General features: G+C 67.1%; 15 protein-coding genes and 1 pseudogene. 8 read left to right on the top strand and 8 right to left on the bottom strand.

The window, feature by feature from the left end:
• Window positions 1-329: 329 nt before the first annotated feature.
• Window positions 330-815, bottom strand: a complete 486-nt coding sequence (locus L6Q96_02220; GenBank protein ID MCK6553392.1) for a hypothetical protein — start codon at window positions 813-815, stop codon at window positions 330-332.
• A 451-nt stretch (window positions 816-1,266) separates the two neighbouring features.
• Here L6Q96_02220 and L6Q96_02225 point away from each other — a divergent pair, with 451 nt between their 5' ends.
• Window positions 1,267-3,438 (top strand): glycosyltransferase family 39 protein, encoded by a 2,172-nt coding sequence (locus L6Q96_02225; protein ID MCK6553393.1) that lies wholly within the window; start codon window positions 1,267-1,269, stop codon window positions 3,436-3,438.
• 108 nt (window positions 3,439-3,546) lie between these two features.
• Here L6Q96_02225 and L6Q96_02230 read toward each other — a convergent pair whose 3' ends face one another.
• From L6Q96_02230 to L6Q96_02245, 4 genes are all read right to left on the bottom strand, one after another.
• The gene (locus L6Q96_02230; GenBank protein MCK6553394.1) at window positions 3,547-3,849 is read right to left on the bottom strand and encodes a hypothetical protein; all 303 of its coding nucleotides are present in this window, start codon (window positions 3,847-3,849) and stop codon (window positions 3,547-3,549) included.
• Window positions 3,849-4,643, bottom strand: coding sequence for a ferritin-like domain-containing protein (locus tag L6Q96_02235; GenBank protein ID MCK6553395.1), 795 nt, complete (start codon window positions 4,641-4,643; stop codon window positions 3,849-3,851). The genes L6Q96_02230 and L6Q96_02235 overlap by 1 nt, the downstream gene beginning before the upstream one ends.
• Window positions 4,644-4,656: 13 nt before the next feature.
• Window positions 4,657-5,541 carry a ferritin-like domain-containing protein gene (locus L6Q96_02240; GenBank protein MCK6553396.1) on the bottom strand — a complete coding sequence of 295 codons (885 nt, stop codon included), beginning with the start codon at window positions 5,539-5,541 and terminating at the stop codon, window positions 4,657-4,659.
• 310 nt (window positions 5,542-5,851) lie between these two features.
• The gene (locus L6Q96_02245; protein MCK6553397.1) at window positions 5,852-8,938 is read right to left on the bottom strand and encodes a discoidin domain-containing protein; all 3,087 of its coding nucleotides are present in this window, start codon (window positions 8,936-8,938) and stop codon (window positions 5,852-5,854) included.
• A gap of 110 nt (window positions 8,939-9,048) precedes the next feature.
• On the opposite strand from L6Q96_02245, the gene L6Q96_02250 reads away from it, so the two are divergent.
• Window positions 9,049-11,622: an ERAP1-like C-terminal domain-containing protein gene (locus L6Q96_02250; protein ID MCK6553398.1), complete on the top strand. Its 2,574-nt coding sequence runs from the start codon at window positions 9,049-9,051 to the stop codon at window positions 11,620-11,622.
• Window positions 11,623-11,979: 357 nt separating this feature from the next.
• On the opposite strand, the pseudogene L6Q96_02255 reads toward L6Q96_02250, so the two are convergent.
• Window positions 11,980-12,090, bottom strand: a pseudogene (locus tag L6Q96_02255) (prepilin-type N-terminal cleavage/methylation domain-containing protein).
• Between the two features lie 267 nt (window positions 12,091-12,357).
• Here L6Q96_02255 and L6Q96_02260 point away from each other — a divergent pair.
• The 5 genes from L6Q96_02260 (at window position 12,358) to L6Q96_02280 (ending at window position 14,962) form a co-directional block, all read left to right on the top strand.
• Window positions 12,358-12,714: a hypothetical protein gene (locus L6Q96_02260; protein ID MCK6553399.1), complete on the top strand. Its 357-nt coding sequence runs from the start codon at window positions 12,358-12,360 to the stop codon at window positions 12,712-12,714.
• A 279-nt stretch (window positions 12,715-12,993) separates the two neighbouring features.
• Window positions 12,994-13,407 (top strand): hypothetical protein, encoded by a 414-nt coding sequence (locus tag L6Q96_02265; GenBank protein MCK6553400.1) that lies wholly within the window; start codon window positions 12,994-12,996, stop codon window positions 13,405-13,407.
• Between the two features lie 11 nt (window positions 13,408-13,418).
• Complete coding sequence (locus L6Q96_02270) at window positions 13,419-13,982, top strand: hypothetical protein (protein ID MCK6553401.1); 564 nt, start codon at window positions 13,419-13,421, stop codon at window positions 13,980-13,982.
• A 193-nt stretch (window positions 13,983-14,175) separates the two neighbouring features.
• Entirely contained in the window at window positions 14,176-14,550 is a 375-nt protein-coding gene (locus tag L6Q96_02275; GenBank protein MCK6553402.1) for an Arm DNA-binding domain-containing protein, read from the top strand.
• Window positions 14,551-14,614: 64 nt separating this feature from the next.
• Window positions 14,615-14,962: a hypothetical protein gene (locus L6Q96_02280; protein MCK6553403.1), complete on the top strand. Its 348-nt coding sequence runs from the start codon at window positions 14,615-14,617 to the stop codon at window positions 14,960-14,962.
• A 173-nt stretch (window positions 14,963-15,135) separates the two neighbouring features.
• On the opposite strand, the gene L6Q96_02285 is transcribed toward L6Q96_02280, so the two are convergent.
• Complete coding sequence (locus L6Q96_02285) at window positions 15,136-15,483, bottom strand: type II toxin-antitoxin system PemK/MazF family toxin (protein MCK6553404.1); 348 nt, start codon at window positions 15,481-15,483, stop codon at window positions 15,136-15,138.
• The gene (locus L6Q96_02290) at window positions 15,480-16,025 is read right to left on the bottom strand and encodes a hypothetical protein (GenBank protein ID MCK6553405.1); all 546 of its coding nucleotides are present in this window, start codon (window positions 16,023-16,025) and stop codon (window positions 15,480-15,482) included. The genes L6Q96_02285 and L6Q96_02290 overlap by 4 nt, the downstream gene beginning before the upstream one ends.
• Before the next feature lie 234 nt (window positions 16,026-16,259).
• Here L6Q96_02290 and L6Q96_02295 point away from each other — a divergent pair, with 234 nt between their 5' ends.
• Complete coding sequence (locus tag L6Q96_02295) at window positions 16,260-16,916, top strand: hypothetical protein (protein ID MCK6553406.1); 657 nt, start codon at window positions 16,260-16,262, stop codon at window positions 16,914-16,916.
• The last annotated feature ends 349 nt before the right edge of the window (window positions 16,917-17,265 follow it).

Consider the following 17,265-nt stretch of genomic DNA (forward strand, 5'->3'; position numbering starts at 1 on the left):
GATCGCCAAACACCCCCCGCACTGTTGCCAGCGGACGGGCTCCAGCAAACCGATATGCGTCCTGCAGCCTTCGCGGTTGGACCATCTCGACATCATGCCAAGTTTCTCGTGCTCCTCGAAGCGCTCAAACCCTTGTCCCGCGCGGGCTTCGGTTACTATGCACCCCATTTTCTACCCACACGAATTCCTGAAGACCCTGTCTTATGTTGAGCTCAACATAAGCCAAGCCGAAGTGGGTCAATTCTGACGAGCGCTGAAGCGTAGACGCCGAAGCAAATCGAGTTGTCGATTGCCCTGCGCAAGACATCGAGCGGGATTCGCTTGGCCCATTACGAACCGGCGAGAAACCGATGGATGACCTCGATCTGGAGGCGCGATTTGTCGGTATCGACTGTGATGCCCTGAGACTGGCTCAGGCCGACGACTCTACGCTGAGAGACTCTTGAAACCCGGGAACCGCAGCAAAGGAGCAACCGCCATGGGCGGCTAACGTCTCCGGTGAGCCGAGGCGGGGTCACGCCCGCATCGCGTTCGGAGGAAGCCGCCTCGGCTATGGAGAGACCGCTCTTTTGACGCTGCCGCTGCAGGAGAAGGCTGATCATTGCCCGCGCATCGGTCGAGCTGACCTCGAAATCGTCCTTCCCAACCGGATGCACGGTCACGGGAAAGTCCTTCCGGTCCACCATGGTCTGAAACCAGTCGGCGATCATGTCGAAGGCCTCCTTCCGGCTGTGGCCTTGGGTCAGGGCATCGAAGACCGGCACCTCAGCCAGCCACCATCTTCCATCCTTGCAGAGCTTGCCTTGAAATCGCATCGTCAGACCTTCCTCTCGGCGCGGCTCAAGATTGCCTTGGCGAGCTTCTCATTGACCTCGGCGTGACGCGGCAAGGCTTCTTCTTACGTTCCGTCTGTCCATACATCCGCCAAGCTTCGCGGGTTAACACCTTGCCCCACGGTGTTGGTTGCGCGGCGGGGATCGCTCCGAATGCCGAGGACATGTGCTCGAACCTCGCATGCGGTCCGTAGCGGGCTAGCCCGCCGCGCCGCGCGGGTCAACACCGTGACCGCAAGGCCGCCATCGGAGCCGATCCGCCGGGCTGACCACACTGCGTCCGCGGTTCAACACATGAGTGGGGCTCATCGTCGTCGTCATGTCCTCGCCGAAAGGCTCGGCCGCGCTCTCGCAGCCGGGGAGCCGCGGCGGCAACCGCGCCGGGGCCACTTCGGCTGGCTTCCGGGTCCGACCGACTGCTACAAAGCCGCGCGTGCAGGGCGAGGACCGCAGGTGGTGGGTGCTGGTTGCCGCGGCGCTGACCCTGGCCACGGTTGGTAACTGGGAGACGCTGACCGACGACCACCGAGCCTTTGCCGTCGGCCTGCCGTGGTGGTCGAGCGCACTGACCGTCCTCGGACTGGCGGCATGGCGGGCCGACCGCCGTCAGCCGCGGCCGGATCGTCCGCCCTGGACGCGCGCCGACAGCGTGGCCGTGGCGGTGGTCCTCGCCGGCGCCGCGTTGTTCCGCCTTTGGGGCATCGACCGTTACCCGCCATCCGCCGGCTTCGGTTTCGAGGAATATCAGACTGGCGGCCTGGCGTTCAGAACCGTCCAGAACTGGTTGGCGCCGACGCTCGAGTTCCCGCTGACGAACTTTCTGCCCGCGGTCAGCTTCCGCGTGTTCGGTTTGTCGGGTTGGGCGTTGCGCGCCCCGTTCCTCGCCAGCGGCATCGTCGCCCCGGTGTTCCTCTATCTCGCTCTGCGCCGGGTAACCGCGCGGCCGGCAGCCTGGGCCGGGGCCATGCTGCTGGCCGGCAACCGGTGGGCCGGGGCCGCCGCCCGCTTCGCCGACGAGATCTTCTTTCCGATCTCTCTCGTAGCGCTTGCCGCGTGGCTGTGGGTTCGGGTGCTGCAGGAGCGTCGTCAGCTCGGCGTCTTTGCCCTCTCGTTGGTCTTGAGCGACTTCTTCTACGCGTACAGCGGCTACCGAGGGTTGCCGCTGATCGTCCTGGCTGGCTCGGCAGTGCTCGCGGTAAGGCGCCGCCCGAACCGGCCGGCGGCGGCGCACGACAGGCAGCTCTTCACAATGGCCCTGGCGGTCTGGGGCGTCATGTTGGGTCCCGGGATCATGACGGTTCGAGCCGGAGAATCGTCTCTTTTTTTCGAAGCTATACATCGGCATGGGGACGCGTGGGGGAGTGGGCATTTGCTGGCAGAGCGTGTCGCGGCGGCGGTCGCACGCCTGCGCCTGGGCTGGGGGGTGTTCGCCCTCGCCGGCGACGAGTTCCCCACCGTCAACATTCCGAACGAGCCGATGTTCGACCCGATCACCGCGGCGCTGGCGACACTGGCGGTAGGCGTCGCGCTGGTCCGCCGCGATGCCGGGCGCCGTTTGGCACTGGCGGTCGTGGCCATACCCTTCTTCGTCCTTGCCCTGATTCCCGCGAACTTCAACGTTTCGCGCTACTTCGTCCTGCTGGTCCCGATCTTCTTCCTGCTGGGGTACTTGTTCGACGACGTGCGCCGCTGGCTGGGCAGAGGGGGCAGCGCGCTCCCCATTGCGCTCGTGGTGGGGATCGTCGGTCTCAACTTCCGCGGTCTGCTGCGGGTTATCGATAGTCCGGTCGTCCAGGCATCGTTCGGGTCGGGTGAAAACACGGTGCTGGCCGCCATTCACGCCGTGCCGGCCGGCAGTCGTGTGGTCCTGCTGACGGTCGACGGCAGCAACGCCTTCGAGCCGTCAGACTATCTCTGGTTGACGGTACATGCGCAGGGCGGGCGGGCGGCTTCGCTCGATGCCGCGTTGCGGGTAGCGGCGGAGGAGGGAAAGGCCGTCTACTGGATCACGCAGGGGCGGGCGGAGGGGGCGCTGCTGCCGGCGCTGGTCGCGTCGGTCTGCCCGGGGGCCAGGTCGAAGGTCTGGCCGGCGGCGACGCCCGAAGCGACCGTCGGCGTGAGCTGGATCGAACCGGGCAGCGCCTGTGGCGAACGGCCGGCGCAGGGGTTGCGCGGGGTTTATCGCGTAGTCGAGTCAACCGGGAACGAGCGTGAGGTAAGCCAGATCGACCCGGCGCTGTGTGCGTACACGATCCCATGGTCGCTGGGGTGGGAACTGCAGGATCGGCAGATCCAGAGTCTGCACGTGGAGTGGCAGGGCAGAATCAGTCCAACGACGGAAGGGGAGTACCGGCTGCGCCTGGAGGTTCAGGGCGCACGTGCGGCTCTGCTCGTCGACGATCGCGAGACGCAGGTGGACGGTTCCACCGAGCAGTGGACGAGCGCTTACTTACCGGTGACCATGGCCACCGAGCCGCTCGCCCTGAGGATTCGGCTCGACGCGCAGGCGGGTAACACCCCGCGTGTACGGCTGTACTGGACGCCGCCGGGAGGAGAGGAGCATCTGATTCCGCCGAACCGGCTCCAGCCGGCGCGGCAGGGGTAAAGAGTGGGCTCACGTCGGTCGACGTCGTCAGCCCGCGGCCGCCCCCGTCGCCGCGGGGCGCAAAGGCCCCTGTCCCGCGGGCGTCCGGTTGTGGGAGGCCCCGCAAGGCTAATAGGCCACCCGGGCCTCGAGCGCACCGGCGTCGTTGGTGAACACTACGAGGCGCGACATGCAGGGCATGCAATATACCCGATCGCCATCGCGCAGGGCGCGCGTCGAGCGGATTACCACTTTGCACACCGGACAGAGAACCTCGTTCGGCGCCAGCGTGTCTCCCGGACCCTTCCACTTCCGGTAGAAGCGGCGGTATTTCTTCGGAACCTCGTCGAACCCGGTGTCTTCGAGCACGTACCGCCGGCCGTCGCCGCCCTCAGCCGGGGCAGTATTCCCTCCCTCCAGCGGATCGCGCATCACACGAATCCGAGGCGTTCGACCGTCTCGAGATACGCGCGTCCCAGACGACCCTGCTCGTCGGTCGCCACGCCGATGGTGCGGACCGTTTCCTCAAGTGTCTCAAGGACGAGGTGGTCGAGCTCCTTCTTGACGTGAGCGATGCGGGCCCGGATATGCGGCGAACGTTGGAGGCGTCGGCCGAGTTCGTTCTCCCCGAAGCCGACATGCCGCCGTTCGTCTTTGATCACGCCGGAAAGGATCTCGCGGGTAATGGGGTCAGCCGTCTGAGCGTGGCTGTGGAACACCGCAAATTCCAGCGATTCCAGGATGACGTTCTGCGCAAACAACGCCGCCTCCCAATCCTTGCCCGCCACCAGTTCGAGCAGGCGACGGCGGAACACCTGAAGGTTGCGGCTCGCCCGCCTTTCCACCTCTGCTTCCGGATCCGTGACCCCGAGATCCAATAGGCGTTGCAGGAACACCTCGAGGTGACGACCTTCGTCCACCACCTGCGTCGACAGAAAAACCTTGCAGAGCCGGTTGGGGGCGATGGCGACGAGACCGCTAGCGCCCTCGAGCGCCGCGGTCTCGCCAACGACGTAATTGCACAGGACGGTTATTAAGCGTTCCCGGTCGACGTCAGGCAGCGGAACCTCCGGGGTGTCCGCCCGGTGACCGTGCGTAAGACCGGATAGATATCCCTCGACGGCCGCAAACCAGAAATCGAACGAGTGAACCTCCTCGAGGAACTGCGCGGGGTCGAGGTCGTGGATGTCAGTCAGCGCCGGCACCGGTGTGGCACGAGTCGGCAAGGCCGCCTCGTCCTCACGGACGCGACGGCGTCTGGTACGCCAGGCCGATGCGCTCGAGTCTTACCTTGAACTCCTTAAGAACGGTTTCCGAGAGGACCTTTTCTATGTCCTCGGGCTGCATCTCCCGCAGTTCGACGCCGTGCCACTCGGCAGAGATGCCGCGCTCGCGCGCTTGTGCGCCAAGCTTTTCGAACTCCGGCCGCGCCCGGTTGTTGCGGAAGAGGTCTGCGAATGTCGCCAGCATGTGGTAGGACATGTCCTTCTGCAGCTTCTCGACCTCGGCTTTCTTCTCCGGAAACTCCTTGATCAGCGAACCGATGCGGTTCTCCCCGAAGCCGACGTGACGCCGTTCGTCCGCGATCGTTCCCGAAAGGGTATGGGCAAACTTCGGGTTCATGCCCTGGTTGAGCGCGTGCATCATCTCGAAGACGCTGAACGCCATACCTTCGAGGACGATGTTCTGCCCGACCACACCGGCAACGAAGTCCTTCTTGTCGACTTTTTCGAGGAGGACCTCGGCGAACTTGACCAGATTCTTGTTGGCGTACTGAGAGAGCACACCTTCGAGGTCTTCCTTGCGGACCCCGAGGTCGTACAGCCGCTGGGAGAAGATCTCGACGTGGCGGGCTTCGTCGAGCGTTTGCGTCGCGAGGAAGCGCTTCGAGCCCTCGTCGGGGGCGGCGTTGATCAACCCCGAAGAAGCGGCCAGGGCGCAGCGCTCGCCGACCACGAGTTGGACGGTGGCGCGAATGGTTTCCTCGCGCAGGACCGGGTTGGAAAGGAGCAGCTCCGGCTCCTTCTCTTCGGGCGGGTGTCCGAACACGGTGTTCTCGAGGTACCCCTGCGGGCACGATTCAAGCCACTTCTGGATTGAGTACGCGGACAGGAAGTCGACCATCGTTAGTCCCTCCTCGGTGCAGGATGTGCCATTGCCGGAAGCGGCAACGGAGCGCGTTAATGATGGCGCGGGCAATATCAGAAATGCTTCACGTAAGAAAAGAGGGGGCGGACGATGTCCGGGGGAGGCGGCAATTTGCGGGTGCGGTCGGACCTTCGGGCCGGACCAGCCGAGGGGCTACCATGGATTCGGCGGCGATCTTGGGTGGAGGCCCGAATGCGACTCATCTGCGATCCTCGCATCCGCGGAAATCGCAGACGAGCGCCGGGTGATTCGGGAAGATCCCTTTGTTGAGGACACTGCCGGTCGGTTAAGAGGTTAAGAGGACCTCCGCCGGGCAAACGCGGACCGTCACGGCGGCGGCGTCAAAACCGCTTGCCATTTGCCCGTTCACGGTCACCCGAGCGAGCGGGCCGGCCAGCGGAGGCTGCAGCACCAACCCGCCGGGTGGCACGGTCAGAGCCCCGCCCACCGACACCACGAGCTTCGACACCCCCGTGCGGCGGCAGTGCAGATCGAGCGTGCCGTAAGGCGTCGGCAACCCGCTCACCCCGACCGCATCGCCCGCGGCCAGCCAGTCAGCGGGGATGCCGCCCGCCATTACCAGCGCATCATCGACTCGCCTTTCGTAAACAAAGAGACTGCGCAACGCCAAGACGTACTCCGCGCCGATCCACGTGTGCGGCACGTCGCCGATGTGTCCGGGACTGCGCCGGTCACGCCACGAAATCTCCGGCCATTGCCGCCACGCCGCCGGCCGCCGATCGGCGAGAAAGAAATCGAGCAACTCGGCCGCGTCGGCGCGCCGCCCCAGGCGAACCAGTGCCCCGACGATGCGGATCTCGTACGCCGAGTAGTTGTTCCACTCCACGGCCCCGTCGCGGCGCTGCCGGAAACCCTCCAGATACCGGTCGAAGGTACGTTCCAACGTCTCGCGCGGCAGGTCCTCCACCGCGTCGAGCAGGCCCACTGCGTTCGCAGTTGCCGTCGGATCGAAGTCGGCCCATTCCACCGATCCGGGTACGTAGTCGATGCCGCGATCGGCGATCGTGCATGCGAGCGAAGCCCGCACCGCCGCTCCCAACTCGTCACGTCCCGCGCCGATGCGCCGCGCCTCGTCGTCCTCGCCCAGTATTGCCGCCATCGCCGCCGCATCCCGATACCCCTGCAACGCCCAGAAGTCGTCCCAGTACGCGTGCACGGGATGGGCGAGGTAACCCTCGTGACTCACCGATTCCGGCATCAGCCCACGTCGGGCCCGCACGGCCGGAGCCTCGAACGCCGGGCCCAGCCGCGTCGCCCTCAACGTCTCCAGGTAGTCGACCGCCCCGCGCACCGCCGGCCACATCTCGGCCAGAAACGTCCGGTCGTGGGTAAACCGAAAGCATTCCATCGCCGCGAAGATGAACTCGCCGTGGCTGTCGTGCTCCGCCAGCCAGTCCGGTCCGGTACGGTCCACACAGCATGGCACATTGCCGTCGGCGCGCTGAAACGTAGCGTACCAACGCACGAAGGCGCACGCCTCAACACCCCGGCCCAGACGCAGCAGGGCGGCAGCCATGATCGCCCCGTCGCGGATCCACGCGCGCGTGTATCGCCGCGGCCCCGGTTGCAACGCCGCGCCGTCGCGATTGACGAGTACTTGCGCCGCCGCCGCGCGCGCCGTGTCGGTGGCCTCGCGAGCCGCGTCTGGAACCGTAAACGCCACTCCGCCGAGCCGCTCCCGCCAGTCACCAACGACCGTACCGAAGACCCGAGCCCCGTCGATGCCGCGCGCGTCGCCGACCGTCGCCGCCGTGGCGTTGCCGAACGGAATCGCGAGATTTACGTCCCGCGATTCTCCCGGTGCAAGATCGACATCGAAAGCCAGGGCTCCGGACGCGTATCCGAACGGGTCGTCGACCTCCGCGCGCGGCGGCAAGTCACACCGGACCAGGTACGACGTCACCGACCCAAGTTCGAAGGGCGCCGCGCCAAATCCGCGCGCCGCCGTCAGCGGGACAATCGCCCGCTCTGCGTCGATCCACACCGCCCCGTCACGGTACGAGAGCGTGCGGATCCGGCGCGCACCGCCGAGGTCGCCGAAGCTCTGCCACGGCGGATTGACCTGAAACGGCCGCACCGCCACGAACAGCGTCGCACGCCGGCCGGTGTTGCCACGGTTGGTGACTCGGTAGTGGACGCATAGCACGGGCGTCTCACCCGCACGCGTCGCGCACGCCGTGGTGTCGAGCGAGAGATCGCCGGCAACCCACCGCGACGCCGGCACCGGAATCCAGCCGTCCACAAGCGCCTGCGTAACGGCGACGTCGGCCCACGTCAGGAGACGGTCGTCCACGAACAGAAACGGCTCGATCGACGGCGAACCGCGATCGAACTCGATCAGCCCCTCTTCGTTCATGATCGCGCTGGTCTGTCCATCGGGAAGCCCGATCGGTGTCCAGTAGCTCTGCTCGCCGGCCAGCCAGCGCGGGTATTGCCCGCGCGGTGCGTCGCGGGCGACGTGTTCGAGGAACGCCGTGATCGATCGCGAGAACTCGAAAGGCTGCACGTCCAGCTTAGCGATGCCGCAGCCACGATTCGTCGCCGCCTCCACGCCGAGGCGCAACCGGCGCGACTCCGTCCCGGGGAGATAGACATAACTGGTGTCGACTCCGATCGCTTCCGCCGTGTGCACGGTCGTCCAGCGGGCGCCGTCGTCGGATGTCTCCACCCGGAAGGCGCGCACCGGGGCGGACGTGTCCCAGTGCACGACGAGGCCGCCGTACTCGCGCACCTCCACGAAGTCGATCGCCAACCAGGCGGCATTCACGCCGGGCAAACTCCGCCATCCGCGGGTGCGGTTCTCCTCCAACGCCGCGCCCGCCGGATGGTCGGGCAGCGCGCTCGAAGCCTGCACGACCGGGGTGGACCGGTAGGTGCGGTCCACCCATCGCAAGTCGCCGATCCACACGGTGCCCGCCCCGCCGTCGGCGCCCGCGGCGATCGCGAATTCGATGGCGCCCAACTCGCGCAGGACTCCACCGCCCGCCGGGCCCCAGGCGAACTCGAAATCGCGACTGCGCAACGTCATCGCCTGCCACTCGGGCGGAAATGCGAACTCGTCCCAGTGCTTCCACCAGACGTTGCGGCCCGTGCCGTCGGCAAGCTTCACCTCGAAGCGATGGGGGGACGCCGTTCCGCGCAGCGAGAAGTGCAGCGCGTAGCTCTCCGGCAGCGAGCGCACGAGGGTCTTGCGCGCGACCACGAAGCCGCCGCCACCGTGGAAGTCGAAATCCAGGCGCAGTGCGGCACCGTAAACGTCCCGGTCGGGGGAGATCGTCAGTTGCGCCAGTCCCGACGCGACCGGCATCCAACCCGATACGTCGGCAAAGTCGTCCAGCACCTCTTCGGCCATAGGAAGTTGGTCGCTCCTCGTTCGCAATCCGCGCAACCGTCCGACCGCGCAATAATCTCACGTCCGCCGGCCCCTAGCCTCCGGCCTCCAGTAGGATATTCTCCCCTACCATGAACGACCGCGACTTTCGTCTGTCCAAAGACGTCATGCCGGTACGCTACGCACTGCGCATCGAAGCCGATCTCGACGCCTGGCAGTTCCGTGGCTCCGCCGACATCGACGTGACCGTAAAGCGCCCGACGGCGAGCGTCACGCTGCACGCCCTCGATCTGACGATCGCCGGCGCCGTCGTCGAGATCGGCGGTGCGGAGCGGCCCGCGACGGTGACCGGTAACCCCGTCGCGGAAACCGTGACCTTGCAACCGGCCGCGCCGTTGCAGCCCGGTTCGGCGCGTCTGCGCTTACAGTTCTCCGGCGCCATCATCGAGCGGCTGCGTGGCTTCTACCGCTCGCACAAGGACGGTGCCCGCTACGCGGCGACTCAGTTCGAAGCCGCCGACGCACGCCGCGCCTTCCCGTGCTTCGACGAACCCGAATTCAAGGCCCGATTCGCCCTCACGCTGGTCGTTCCTGACGGCGTTACCGCGATCGCCAACGGCGCCGTTCGGCATCAGACCTCTTTGCCCGAAGGACGAACCGAAATCGTCTTCGCGGAAACCCCGCCGATCTCCACGTATCTGGTCGCCTACTGCGTTGGCCCCTTCGACGCGACCCCCGCCGCCCAGACGCCGAGCGGTGTGCCCGTGCGAGTCTTTCTGCCGCGAGGGATGGCGGACAAGGGCATCTATGCCCGCGATGCCCATGCGCGGTCGTTGACGTATCTCGAAGACTACACTGGGATTCCGTATCCGTACGGCAAGGTCGACGCCATCGGCGTGCCGGACTTCGAGGCCGGCGCGATGGAGAACCCGGGGGCTATCACGTACCGCCTGACGGCGATCGCCGCCGATCCGGAGCGCACTTCCGTCCACGCGCTCAAGGGCATTTTCTACACCGCGGCGCACGAACTTACGCACATGTGGTGGGGCGATCTGGTGACCATGGCCTGGTGGGACGATCTGTGGCTGAACGAGTCGTTCGCGACCTTCGTCGGCTACAAGGCGGTTGCCGAGCTGATGCCCGAGTGGGGGCTGTGGCGCGACTTCGTCGCGACGCTGGCGCGTCCGTTTGCGCTCGACGCGCTGGTTTCCACCCATCCCATTTCGTTCGAGGTCAAGAACGCCAAGCAGGCCACGGAGCGCTTCGACGTCATCACCTACTGGAAGGGCGCCGGTGTGGTGCGCATGATCGAAGGCTTCCTCGGGGCCGAGGCCTTCCGAGCGGGAGTTCGCACCTACCTCGGTAGATACCGCGAGAGCAACGCGACCGCGGACGACTTCTGGCGCGAGCTCACAACCGCCTCGCGGCGCGACGTGGCAACCATCGCCGATGCGTGGATCAAGACCCCGGGACACCCCGTCGTTCACGTCGGGGCGACACAGGCCGACGACGGACTGCGCCTCACGCTGCGCCAGGAGCGCTTCTTTGCGGATGCCGAGGCGAGCCGAAACGTCGAGCCGCAGGTCTGGCCTGTACCGATGATCTTCGCCTGCGGAGGGCCGGGTGGGGTCCGTGAGGAGAGAGTCCTGCTGACGGCGGCACGCGCGGAGGTAACGCTTCGGGGTGCGCGATGGTGCTTCCCGAACGGCGGCGGTACCGGGTTCTATCGATTCACGATGGACGACGCGGCATTCGCGGCGCTGCTCGGGGCGGTGCCCGAGGCCCTGGCGCCGCACGAACGTCTCAACCTCGTCGACAACCAGTGGGCTCTGCTGCGGGCGGGCAAGGTATCGGTCGAGCAGTTCTTCCGTTTGGTCGATGCTTACCGGGGCGAGACGGACCGGGCCGTGTTCGCCGCCCTCGCCGATCACCTCGCCTGGCTGGGGCTGCACGCCGTCGGCGACGGCGCGCGGACGGCATTCGAGCGCTACGTCTGCGCCTACTACGAACCGGTGCTAACGGCCCTGGGTTGGGATCCGCAGCCGGAGGAGTCGGCGGACGACCGTATGAAGCGTGCGGCCGTGCTGGGTGCCCTCGGCCTGGTGGCCCGCGCCCCGGCGGTACGAGTCGAGGCGCGGCACCGCCTCGAACGCTACCTCGACGATCGCAGGTCGCTCGACCCCAACCTCGCATCGGCGGTTGCCGGCATTGCCGCCCGCGACGGCGACGCCGAGCTTTACGACCGCTACCTCGAGCGCAAGCGCAGCGCCTCCACGGATCCCGAGGAGGAGCAGCGTTTTCTGCTCGCGCTGGCGGCGTTCGAGCCCCCCGCGCTCATCCGGCGCACGCTCGATCTGGTCCTCACCGGCGAAGTGCGCGCGCAGGATCGTCCGTTTCTGCTCGCCGGCCTCCTGGGGCGGCGCGCATCGCGAGAACACGCGTGGTCTTTCGTCCGTGACCGCTGGCAGGAACTGGCGGCGCTGATGGACCCGATGTTGGTGCAGAACCTGATCCGGGCCCTGGGGCAGTTAACTGCCGAGCCAACGGCATCGGAGGTTCGCACCTTTCTGCCGCCGCGCGCCACCGAGGAAACGCGGGAAACGATCGCTCAGGTGAGCGAGCTGCTCGCCATCGACTCCGCGACGGTCCGCCGCCTGACCCCGGCACTGGCGACCTGGCTGGGGCAGGCTATAGGCGGGAGGTGAGGGGGATCGGACGAATCGCGCGGCCATCATTCATGTCCGCCGCACGACTGAGAGAACGCGAGCCGGCGACGCAGTTGCGGCCTACTGTGGAATGCGACCGGCGGTGCTGTCGAAGGTCCACACCTTGCCGGTGCCTTTGCTGTGCGACGAGGTGCCGGTGAAGGATTGGCTCGCCGCTGTCATGGCGATACTGACACCGGTCGATCCGTCGAAGCCCGGCAGCTTCGCCTTGCAGTCCGGCCCGGTGGAACAGGACACGTAGACAAAATGGTTGATGTAGTAAGCCTCTTCGGCACTGGCGGCGTTGCGCAGGTCAGTCTGGGCCATGGCGTCGAACGAACGCTGTCGATACGTGAGGAACTGCGGGATGGCGATCGCCGCCAGCACCCCGATGATGGCCACCACGGTCAGTAGCTCGATCAGCGTAAACCCGCGGTTTCCGTCTCTGTCAATGCACACGAGATCCATCTCGGACCCTCTCTCGACCTCTCGCTAAGAGCAATACCGGGGCCATCATGTCAAGCTTCGTTACTGAACCGGAGGTTGGGCTTCCGTGCATCGCCGGTAGACAATTGTATCTCGACATTGACAAATTCTGCTCGCCGGCCGTTGATGCCTCGCCGGTGGCCATTGCCCGGTGCGTCTTTCCTGGGAGCCGTTGCCGTCGCGCTTCACACGGCACCTCGCACGGCGGCCGTAGACAGCCCTTCTGAACCTTGCTAGCCACAGCCCGTCATGGCGCGACCGCAGCCGATCACCACCCGCATCGGGCACCGGCCCGGGGAGCTGGTCATCACCCTGCCTCCCGGCTGGGAGTTGCGTTTGCGGCGTGTGCTGCGAACGATCCTCGCCGACATGCCGCAGGAGGTACGAGTACGGGGCACCGCGGCGCAACTGCGTGAAGCGCGGGCGCGCGCTCGGCGCAAGCGCATGCAGGCGGCGATGTGCCAGTTCGTGAGCGACCTGGTAACGGCCGACATCGTCGGCAAGGAAGTTGCCCTGGCAACGCGCACGCGTTTCGGCACGCGCAGCGGTTCGCTGCGCGAACACGTCGCCGCCATTTTGCGCGAGGTTGCCGAACGCAAAGCGTAACGCTCAGTCTTCCGTGTACCCCAGAACCCGCAAGTGTTCGATCGTCGCCGCGCTCAGGCGAGGGGCGGCGATGCGTTCGCTTCCGCGCACGATTGCCGGCCGGCGTGTGTTGTCGCGGCGCGCCGGACCGTCGCGCAGCGACGGGACCTGACTGCCACGCGGGACCGGGACGCAGCTCCTGCGCCTGCCCCTTATCTGCCGCGGGGCGGCAGGCGCCGCGCGCGCGTGCTAACCTCAATGCGGCAGAACCTTCTGATCGAGGACGAGAGGAGAGTGTCCATGTTTCCATCCCGCGTCGTGTCGCCCCTGTTGCTGGCCGTCGCGTTGACGGCCGGCTGCTCGACGGCCGCGGATCACCAGCGCCAGCTCGGCTCCGCCGCCGACCGCGAGATGACCGTCGGTCTGGTGCAGAAGGAAATCCGCAGCGGCCTTACCGAGGACCGGGTCGCCGAGATTCTCGGCTCGCCCAATATCGTCACCCGCGACCCCGCCGGCCGGGAGACCTGGATCTACGACAAGATCGCCACCGAGGCCTCGTACTCGACCAGTGCCGCCTACGGCACGATCCTCGTCCTCGGCGGGGGTACCGACGCCGGCGCCACTGCGACGACGCAGCGCACGCTGACCGTGGTTATCCGCTTCGGCGCCGACCGCCGCGTCGAAACGTTCTCCTATCACGCGAGCAAGTTCTGAGGCGGCGATCGATGTTCCGGTTGCGTTGGTGGCTGCTCTCGATCGCGGTGGTCGTCGCCGGTTGCGCGCCGGTGGCGGCACCGCCGAAGACGCAGCTCGAAGTCCGCGAGTACCAGACCCGCCTTTTCGACACCGCCGACCAGGCGCTGGTCATGAAGGCGATGTTCAATGTGCTGCAGGACGACGGTTTCGTGGTGAAGAACGCCGTCGTCGAGCTCGGGCTCATTACGGCAGTAAAAGAGATCGACCTGGCGCCCGGCCGCTCCGGTACGGCCGGCAGCGGCATCTTCGGTGGCGGCGTGATCATCGGCGGCACCGGGCCCGGCGGGATCGTCATCGGCCCGCCCCCGCCAAGCGGGTTTCCGAAGACGGAGGTGCTCGACTTCACCGGCAACGTCGGCCCCGCCGGCGCGCAGACCCGCGTGCGCGTGAGCTTCCAGCGCAAGGTGCTCGACAACGACGGCAACGTGGTCAGCGTCGAACCGGTCGGCGACCTCGCGGCCTATCAGGACTTCTTCTCGCGCATGGACAAGAGCCTCTTCCTGCAGAAGGAGAATCTGGCGGGGGCCATGTAGACGGCGTGTGACAGCGTGCTCTCCGTTGCGACGAAAGTGCTTGTAGGCCGCACTGGAAGCGGCTCATGTGCGTGCATGCTGTGTCACGGAGAGCGATGCGTGTTGACGAAGGTTGCCTCCACCGTGCCTCCACGGTGCCTCCACGGTGCCTCCAGTGTGCCTCCAGACGGCGCCGGAGAGGGAGGGTTCAAACATGCCGAAGCTGACCAAGCGCGCGGTCGACACCGCGGCGCCCCGTGACAGAGAGTGGGTTGTCCGCGACTCCGAGCTGAAGGGGTTCAATCTCGGCATCGCCCCCAACGGGCGGAAGGTCTACACCGTGGAGTACCGGACCGCCGGGGGCCGGCGCGGAAGCAAACGACGGGTGACCCTCGGGGTGCATGGCGTGCTTACGGCGGACGGCGCCCGCGAGAAGGCAAAGACGATGCTGGCGCGCGTCAGGCTGGGCGAAGACCCGTCCGCCGCCCGGCGCGCCGAGCGTACCGTCCCGACCATGCGCGCATCTTGCCGCCGGCCCGGTCAAGGCCCTCAACGACCGCATCGGCGCGTCGGTCGGCGCGCTGCTTGACGGCATCGAACCCAGCACCGAGAACGTGGTGCCAATCAAACAGACTGCCTGAGAGGAACCCACCATGCCCCGTACCGATAGGACCACCACCACCGCCGACGGACTCCGCGACATCTCGGGCGATGCGCTCGACCCGGCGCGCCTCCGCGTGGGCGCGCTGCGCGCGCTGGGCTTCGTCCTGGCAATGGACTACTCGGGCATCCGCGTAGACATAGTCGGCGAATCCTCCCCGCCCCGCCACACGGCCAGCGAGTGGATGGCGCTGCAATTGGCCGCTGGCGCCGATCCCCACATGGTGCTGTCGACCATGTGGAACGGTCTCGGGTGTCCACCTGACGCGGTGCTCGCCGGCCTGGTGAAGCTTGCGGCCGGGGCGCAGCCCGGCACTTCCCGGGCGCGCCGCCGCCGGTGACCGGCCGCGTCGGGCTTGCCATGACCCTTCCTCCGCACGCCGGCCCCCGCCTGAAGCAATTGAAGGGGGGCTGCTTGAAAAGCGGGAAAAGCTTGAAAAGGGGTCGGCGGCGGGTGGCGCGCTCCCGTGGTCCGGGCGGATTATCGGCGAACCGGAGCCGCCGTGTCGGGTTTCTACAGGAGGTTCAACGCCACCTTGATGCCCCGGTCGACAGCCGCGAGCACGTCGGGTGGCAGCGTGCCGTTCGGCGGCTGGATCTTCGATCGGTCGAGGGTGGTGATCTGGTGGCACAGCGCCACGCTGTCCCGGGTAAGGCCGCCGGCGCCGGCGGGGATTGGCACCGCCGTGGGTCCCCGCGCTCTTTGTCCCTCCGACGTCGAAACTGGCACGACGATGATGGATTTCCAGTCCGGTTGCTGGTTTAGCGCATTCCGGGAAACGATGACGACCGGGCGACGTCCTTGTTGCTCGGACCCGGAACGGGGCGACAGGTCTGCCCAGCAGACGTCCCCGCGCTTCACCCGTTGGCGTCCTCGGTCGTGGCGAGCAGATTCTCGATGCCGGCGGCTTCGAGGTCCGGGGCGAGGTCGTCGCGGGTTCCGGCCGTGGTGGCGATGTACACCGCCAACTCTCGCTCCGTTTGCTCCAGCGCCCCACGCTTGTCCGCCAGTGCACTGTAACACTCGTCGAACTGATCTGCCTGTGATGCCAGCCGGGCCTGTATCTCTTCCGGCCAGTACTCCTCCGCCAGCGGGCACGCCTCGACGAGCGGCTCTCGCGTTGCGGCGAGGTCGCGGCCGCCATCGACGCAATCGAGGGTGGCGCCGAGGATACCGTAAAGCTGGTCGGACACGATCTCTTGCGCTGCCAGCGCCCGGAGGCCGCGAATGATCTCATCGCCGCTCTCGACGAGTGCAACGAGCCGCTGGCGCAGCGTTTCCAGTGCGGGCCTCGGATTGCCGCCCCGCACACCGGCCTCGGCCTGGTCGCGCAGGGCCTCCACATACCCGCAGGCCGCGAAGACATTGCGTGCCTGGTGTCGCAGGTCCGGCTGTACGTCCATGGTCATTCCGCGTGCGGGCTGGAGGGCGGTACCCCTCATGTCTCCGTATACGGGGGCCGGCGCCGGCGCGCAATGGGTCCGGGGCAAGCGGGGCAGGCGGCGGGGCTGAGGGGGCTAACTCGATGGGGCGGTGAAAACCGCGACGCGTGTGATAGACGAAAAAACCGGGGGCACAACGTGGCAACATCGGTCGCAAGGGGTCTACCTGAGAGGCAAGGGGTCCGACTGAAACGGATGTCCAGGAACGCCAGCGCTGGCGTCCTGAACTGGTCGACCACGAATCCGCCGCAGCTCGTGGTGTGCGCCGTTGCTGCGACACCGACGCCGACGCCGTCGGGAACGAGCACGGTAACGCCGACGCTGACGGCATCCGAGACGGTGTCTCCCAGCGTGACCGCCACGCCATCTCAAACCGAAACGGTCACGCCGACTGCATCGGCCACGGTGCACCTCACCTCCAGCCCGACCCCCCCGATTCCGGCGACGGCAACGGCGAGCGCTGCGCCATCCCCGCCGGTGACCGAGACCGGCACCCCGACGGCCACGACTACGCCGACGGCCTCCCTTACCACGCCCGACACTGCGACACCGACGGCGCCGGCAACCGGCACCTCGACGCCGATTGCGTCGGTGACACCGACGCCGACAGCGTCTCCGCCCGGGACGCCGTGCCTCGGTGACTGCAACGGCGACCGGACCGTTACCATCGACGACATCGTGGTCCTGGTGAACGTGATGCTGGACCTGGCGCCCGCGGATGCCTGCCCGGCCGGGGACTTCAACGGCGACGGGGACATCACCATCGAAGAGGGTATCCGCGCCGTGAACGCGGCCCTCTTCGGCTGCGAAGGGGCGGCGGCCGGGCCGCGCGGTACGTTCCGTCGGCATTAGGCCCCGCGGGACCGGCGCCGGGAAGGCGAGTAAGGGCCGATGATCGGCGGGACGGGTCTGCACGGCATCGAGGGCGCTCTGGTGAGCATCGGCAGCCCTCCGATCGGGATGGGGGTCATCTGCGCGACGCTCCCCGCATGGGCGCGCAAACGAGCCGCGTCGAGGGCGCGGGCGCCCGAACCTTTTCGTGAGGAAACGACCCGCCTGTACGCTGACCGGTTGAGTCCCCCCCAAAAAAAAGCCCGCAGACTTGCGCCTGCGGGCACCGCCGGGACATACCCGACGGGGGGATTCTGTAACCGAACCCTGACGCCGGAGGGACGATTTGTCAAGCCGTAAAGGGCCAAGT

It is taken from the genome of Candidatus Binatia bacterium (assembly GCA_023150935.1).
In the GTDB taxonomy this organism is placed as follows: domain Bacteria; phylum Desulfobacterota; class Binatia; order HRBIN30; family HRBIN30; genus JAKLJW01.

Coding starts and splice junctions, on each gene's coding strand:
- L6Q96_02240 (MCK6553396.1), bottom strand. CDS start 5,541: ATGGTCGACTTCCTGTCCGCGTACTCAATCCAGAAGTGGCTTGAATCG.
- L6Q96_02260 (MCK6553399.1), top strand. CDS start 12,358: ATGGCGCGACCGCAGCCGATCACCACCCGCATCGGGCACCGGCCCGGG.
- L6Q96_02265 (MCK6553400.1), top strand. CDS start 12,994: ATGTTTCCATCCCGCGTCGTGTCGCCCCTGTTGCTGGCCGTCGCGTTG.
- L6Q96_02290 (MCK6553405.1), bottom strand. CDS start 16,025: ATGGACGTACAGCCGGACCTGCGACACCAGGCACGCAATGTCTTCGCG.
- L6Q96_02295 (MCK6553406.1), top strand. CDS start 16,260: ATGTCCAGGAACGCCAGCGCTGGCGTCCTGAACTGGTCGACCACGAAT.
- L6Q96_02270 (MCK6553401.1), top strand. CDS start 13,419: ATGTTCCGGTTGCGTTGGTGGCTGCTCTCGATCGCGGTGGTCGTCGCC.
- L6Q96_02220 (MCK6553392.1), bottom strand. CDS start 815: ATGCGATTTCAAGGCAAGCTCTGCAAGGATGGAAGATGGTGGCTGGCT.
- L6Q96_02245 (MCK6553397.1), bottom strand. CDS start 8,938: ATGGCCGAAGAGGTGCTGGACGACTTTGCCGACGTATCGGGTTGGATG.
- L6Q96_02275 (MCK6553402.1), top strand. CDS start 14,176: ATGCCGAAGCTGACCAAGCGCGCGGTCGACACCGCGGCGCCCCGTGAC.
- L6Q96_02280 (MCK6553403.1), top strand. CDS start 14,615: ATGCCCCGTACCGATAGGACCACCACCACCGCCGACGGACTCCGCGAC.
- L6Q96_02250 (MCK6553398.1), top strand. CDS start 9,049: ATGAACGACCGCGACTTTCGTCTGTCCAAAGACGTCATGCCGGTACGC.
- L6Q96_02230 (MCK6553394.1), bottom strand. CDS start 3,849: ATGCGCGATCCGCTGGAGGGAGGGAATACTGCCCCGGCTGAGGGCGGC.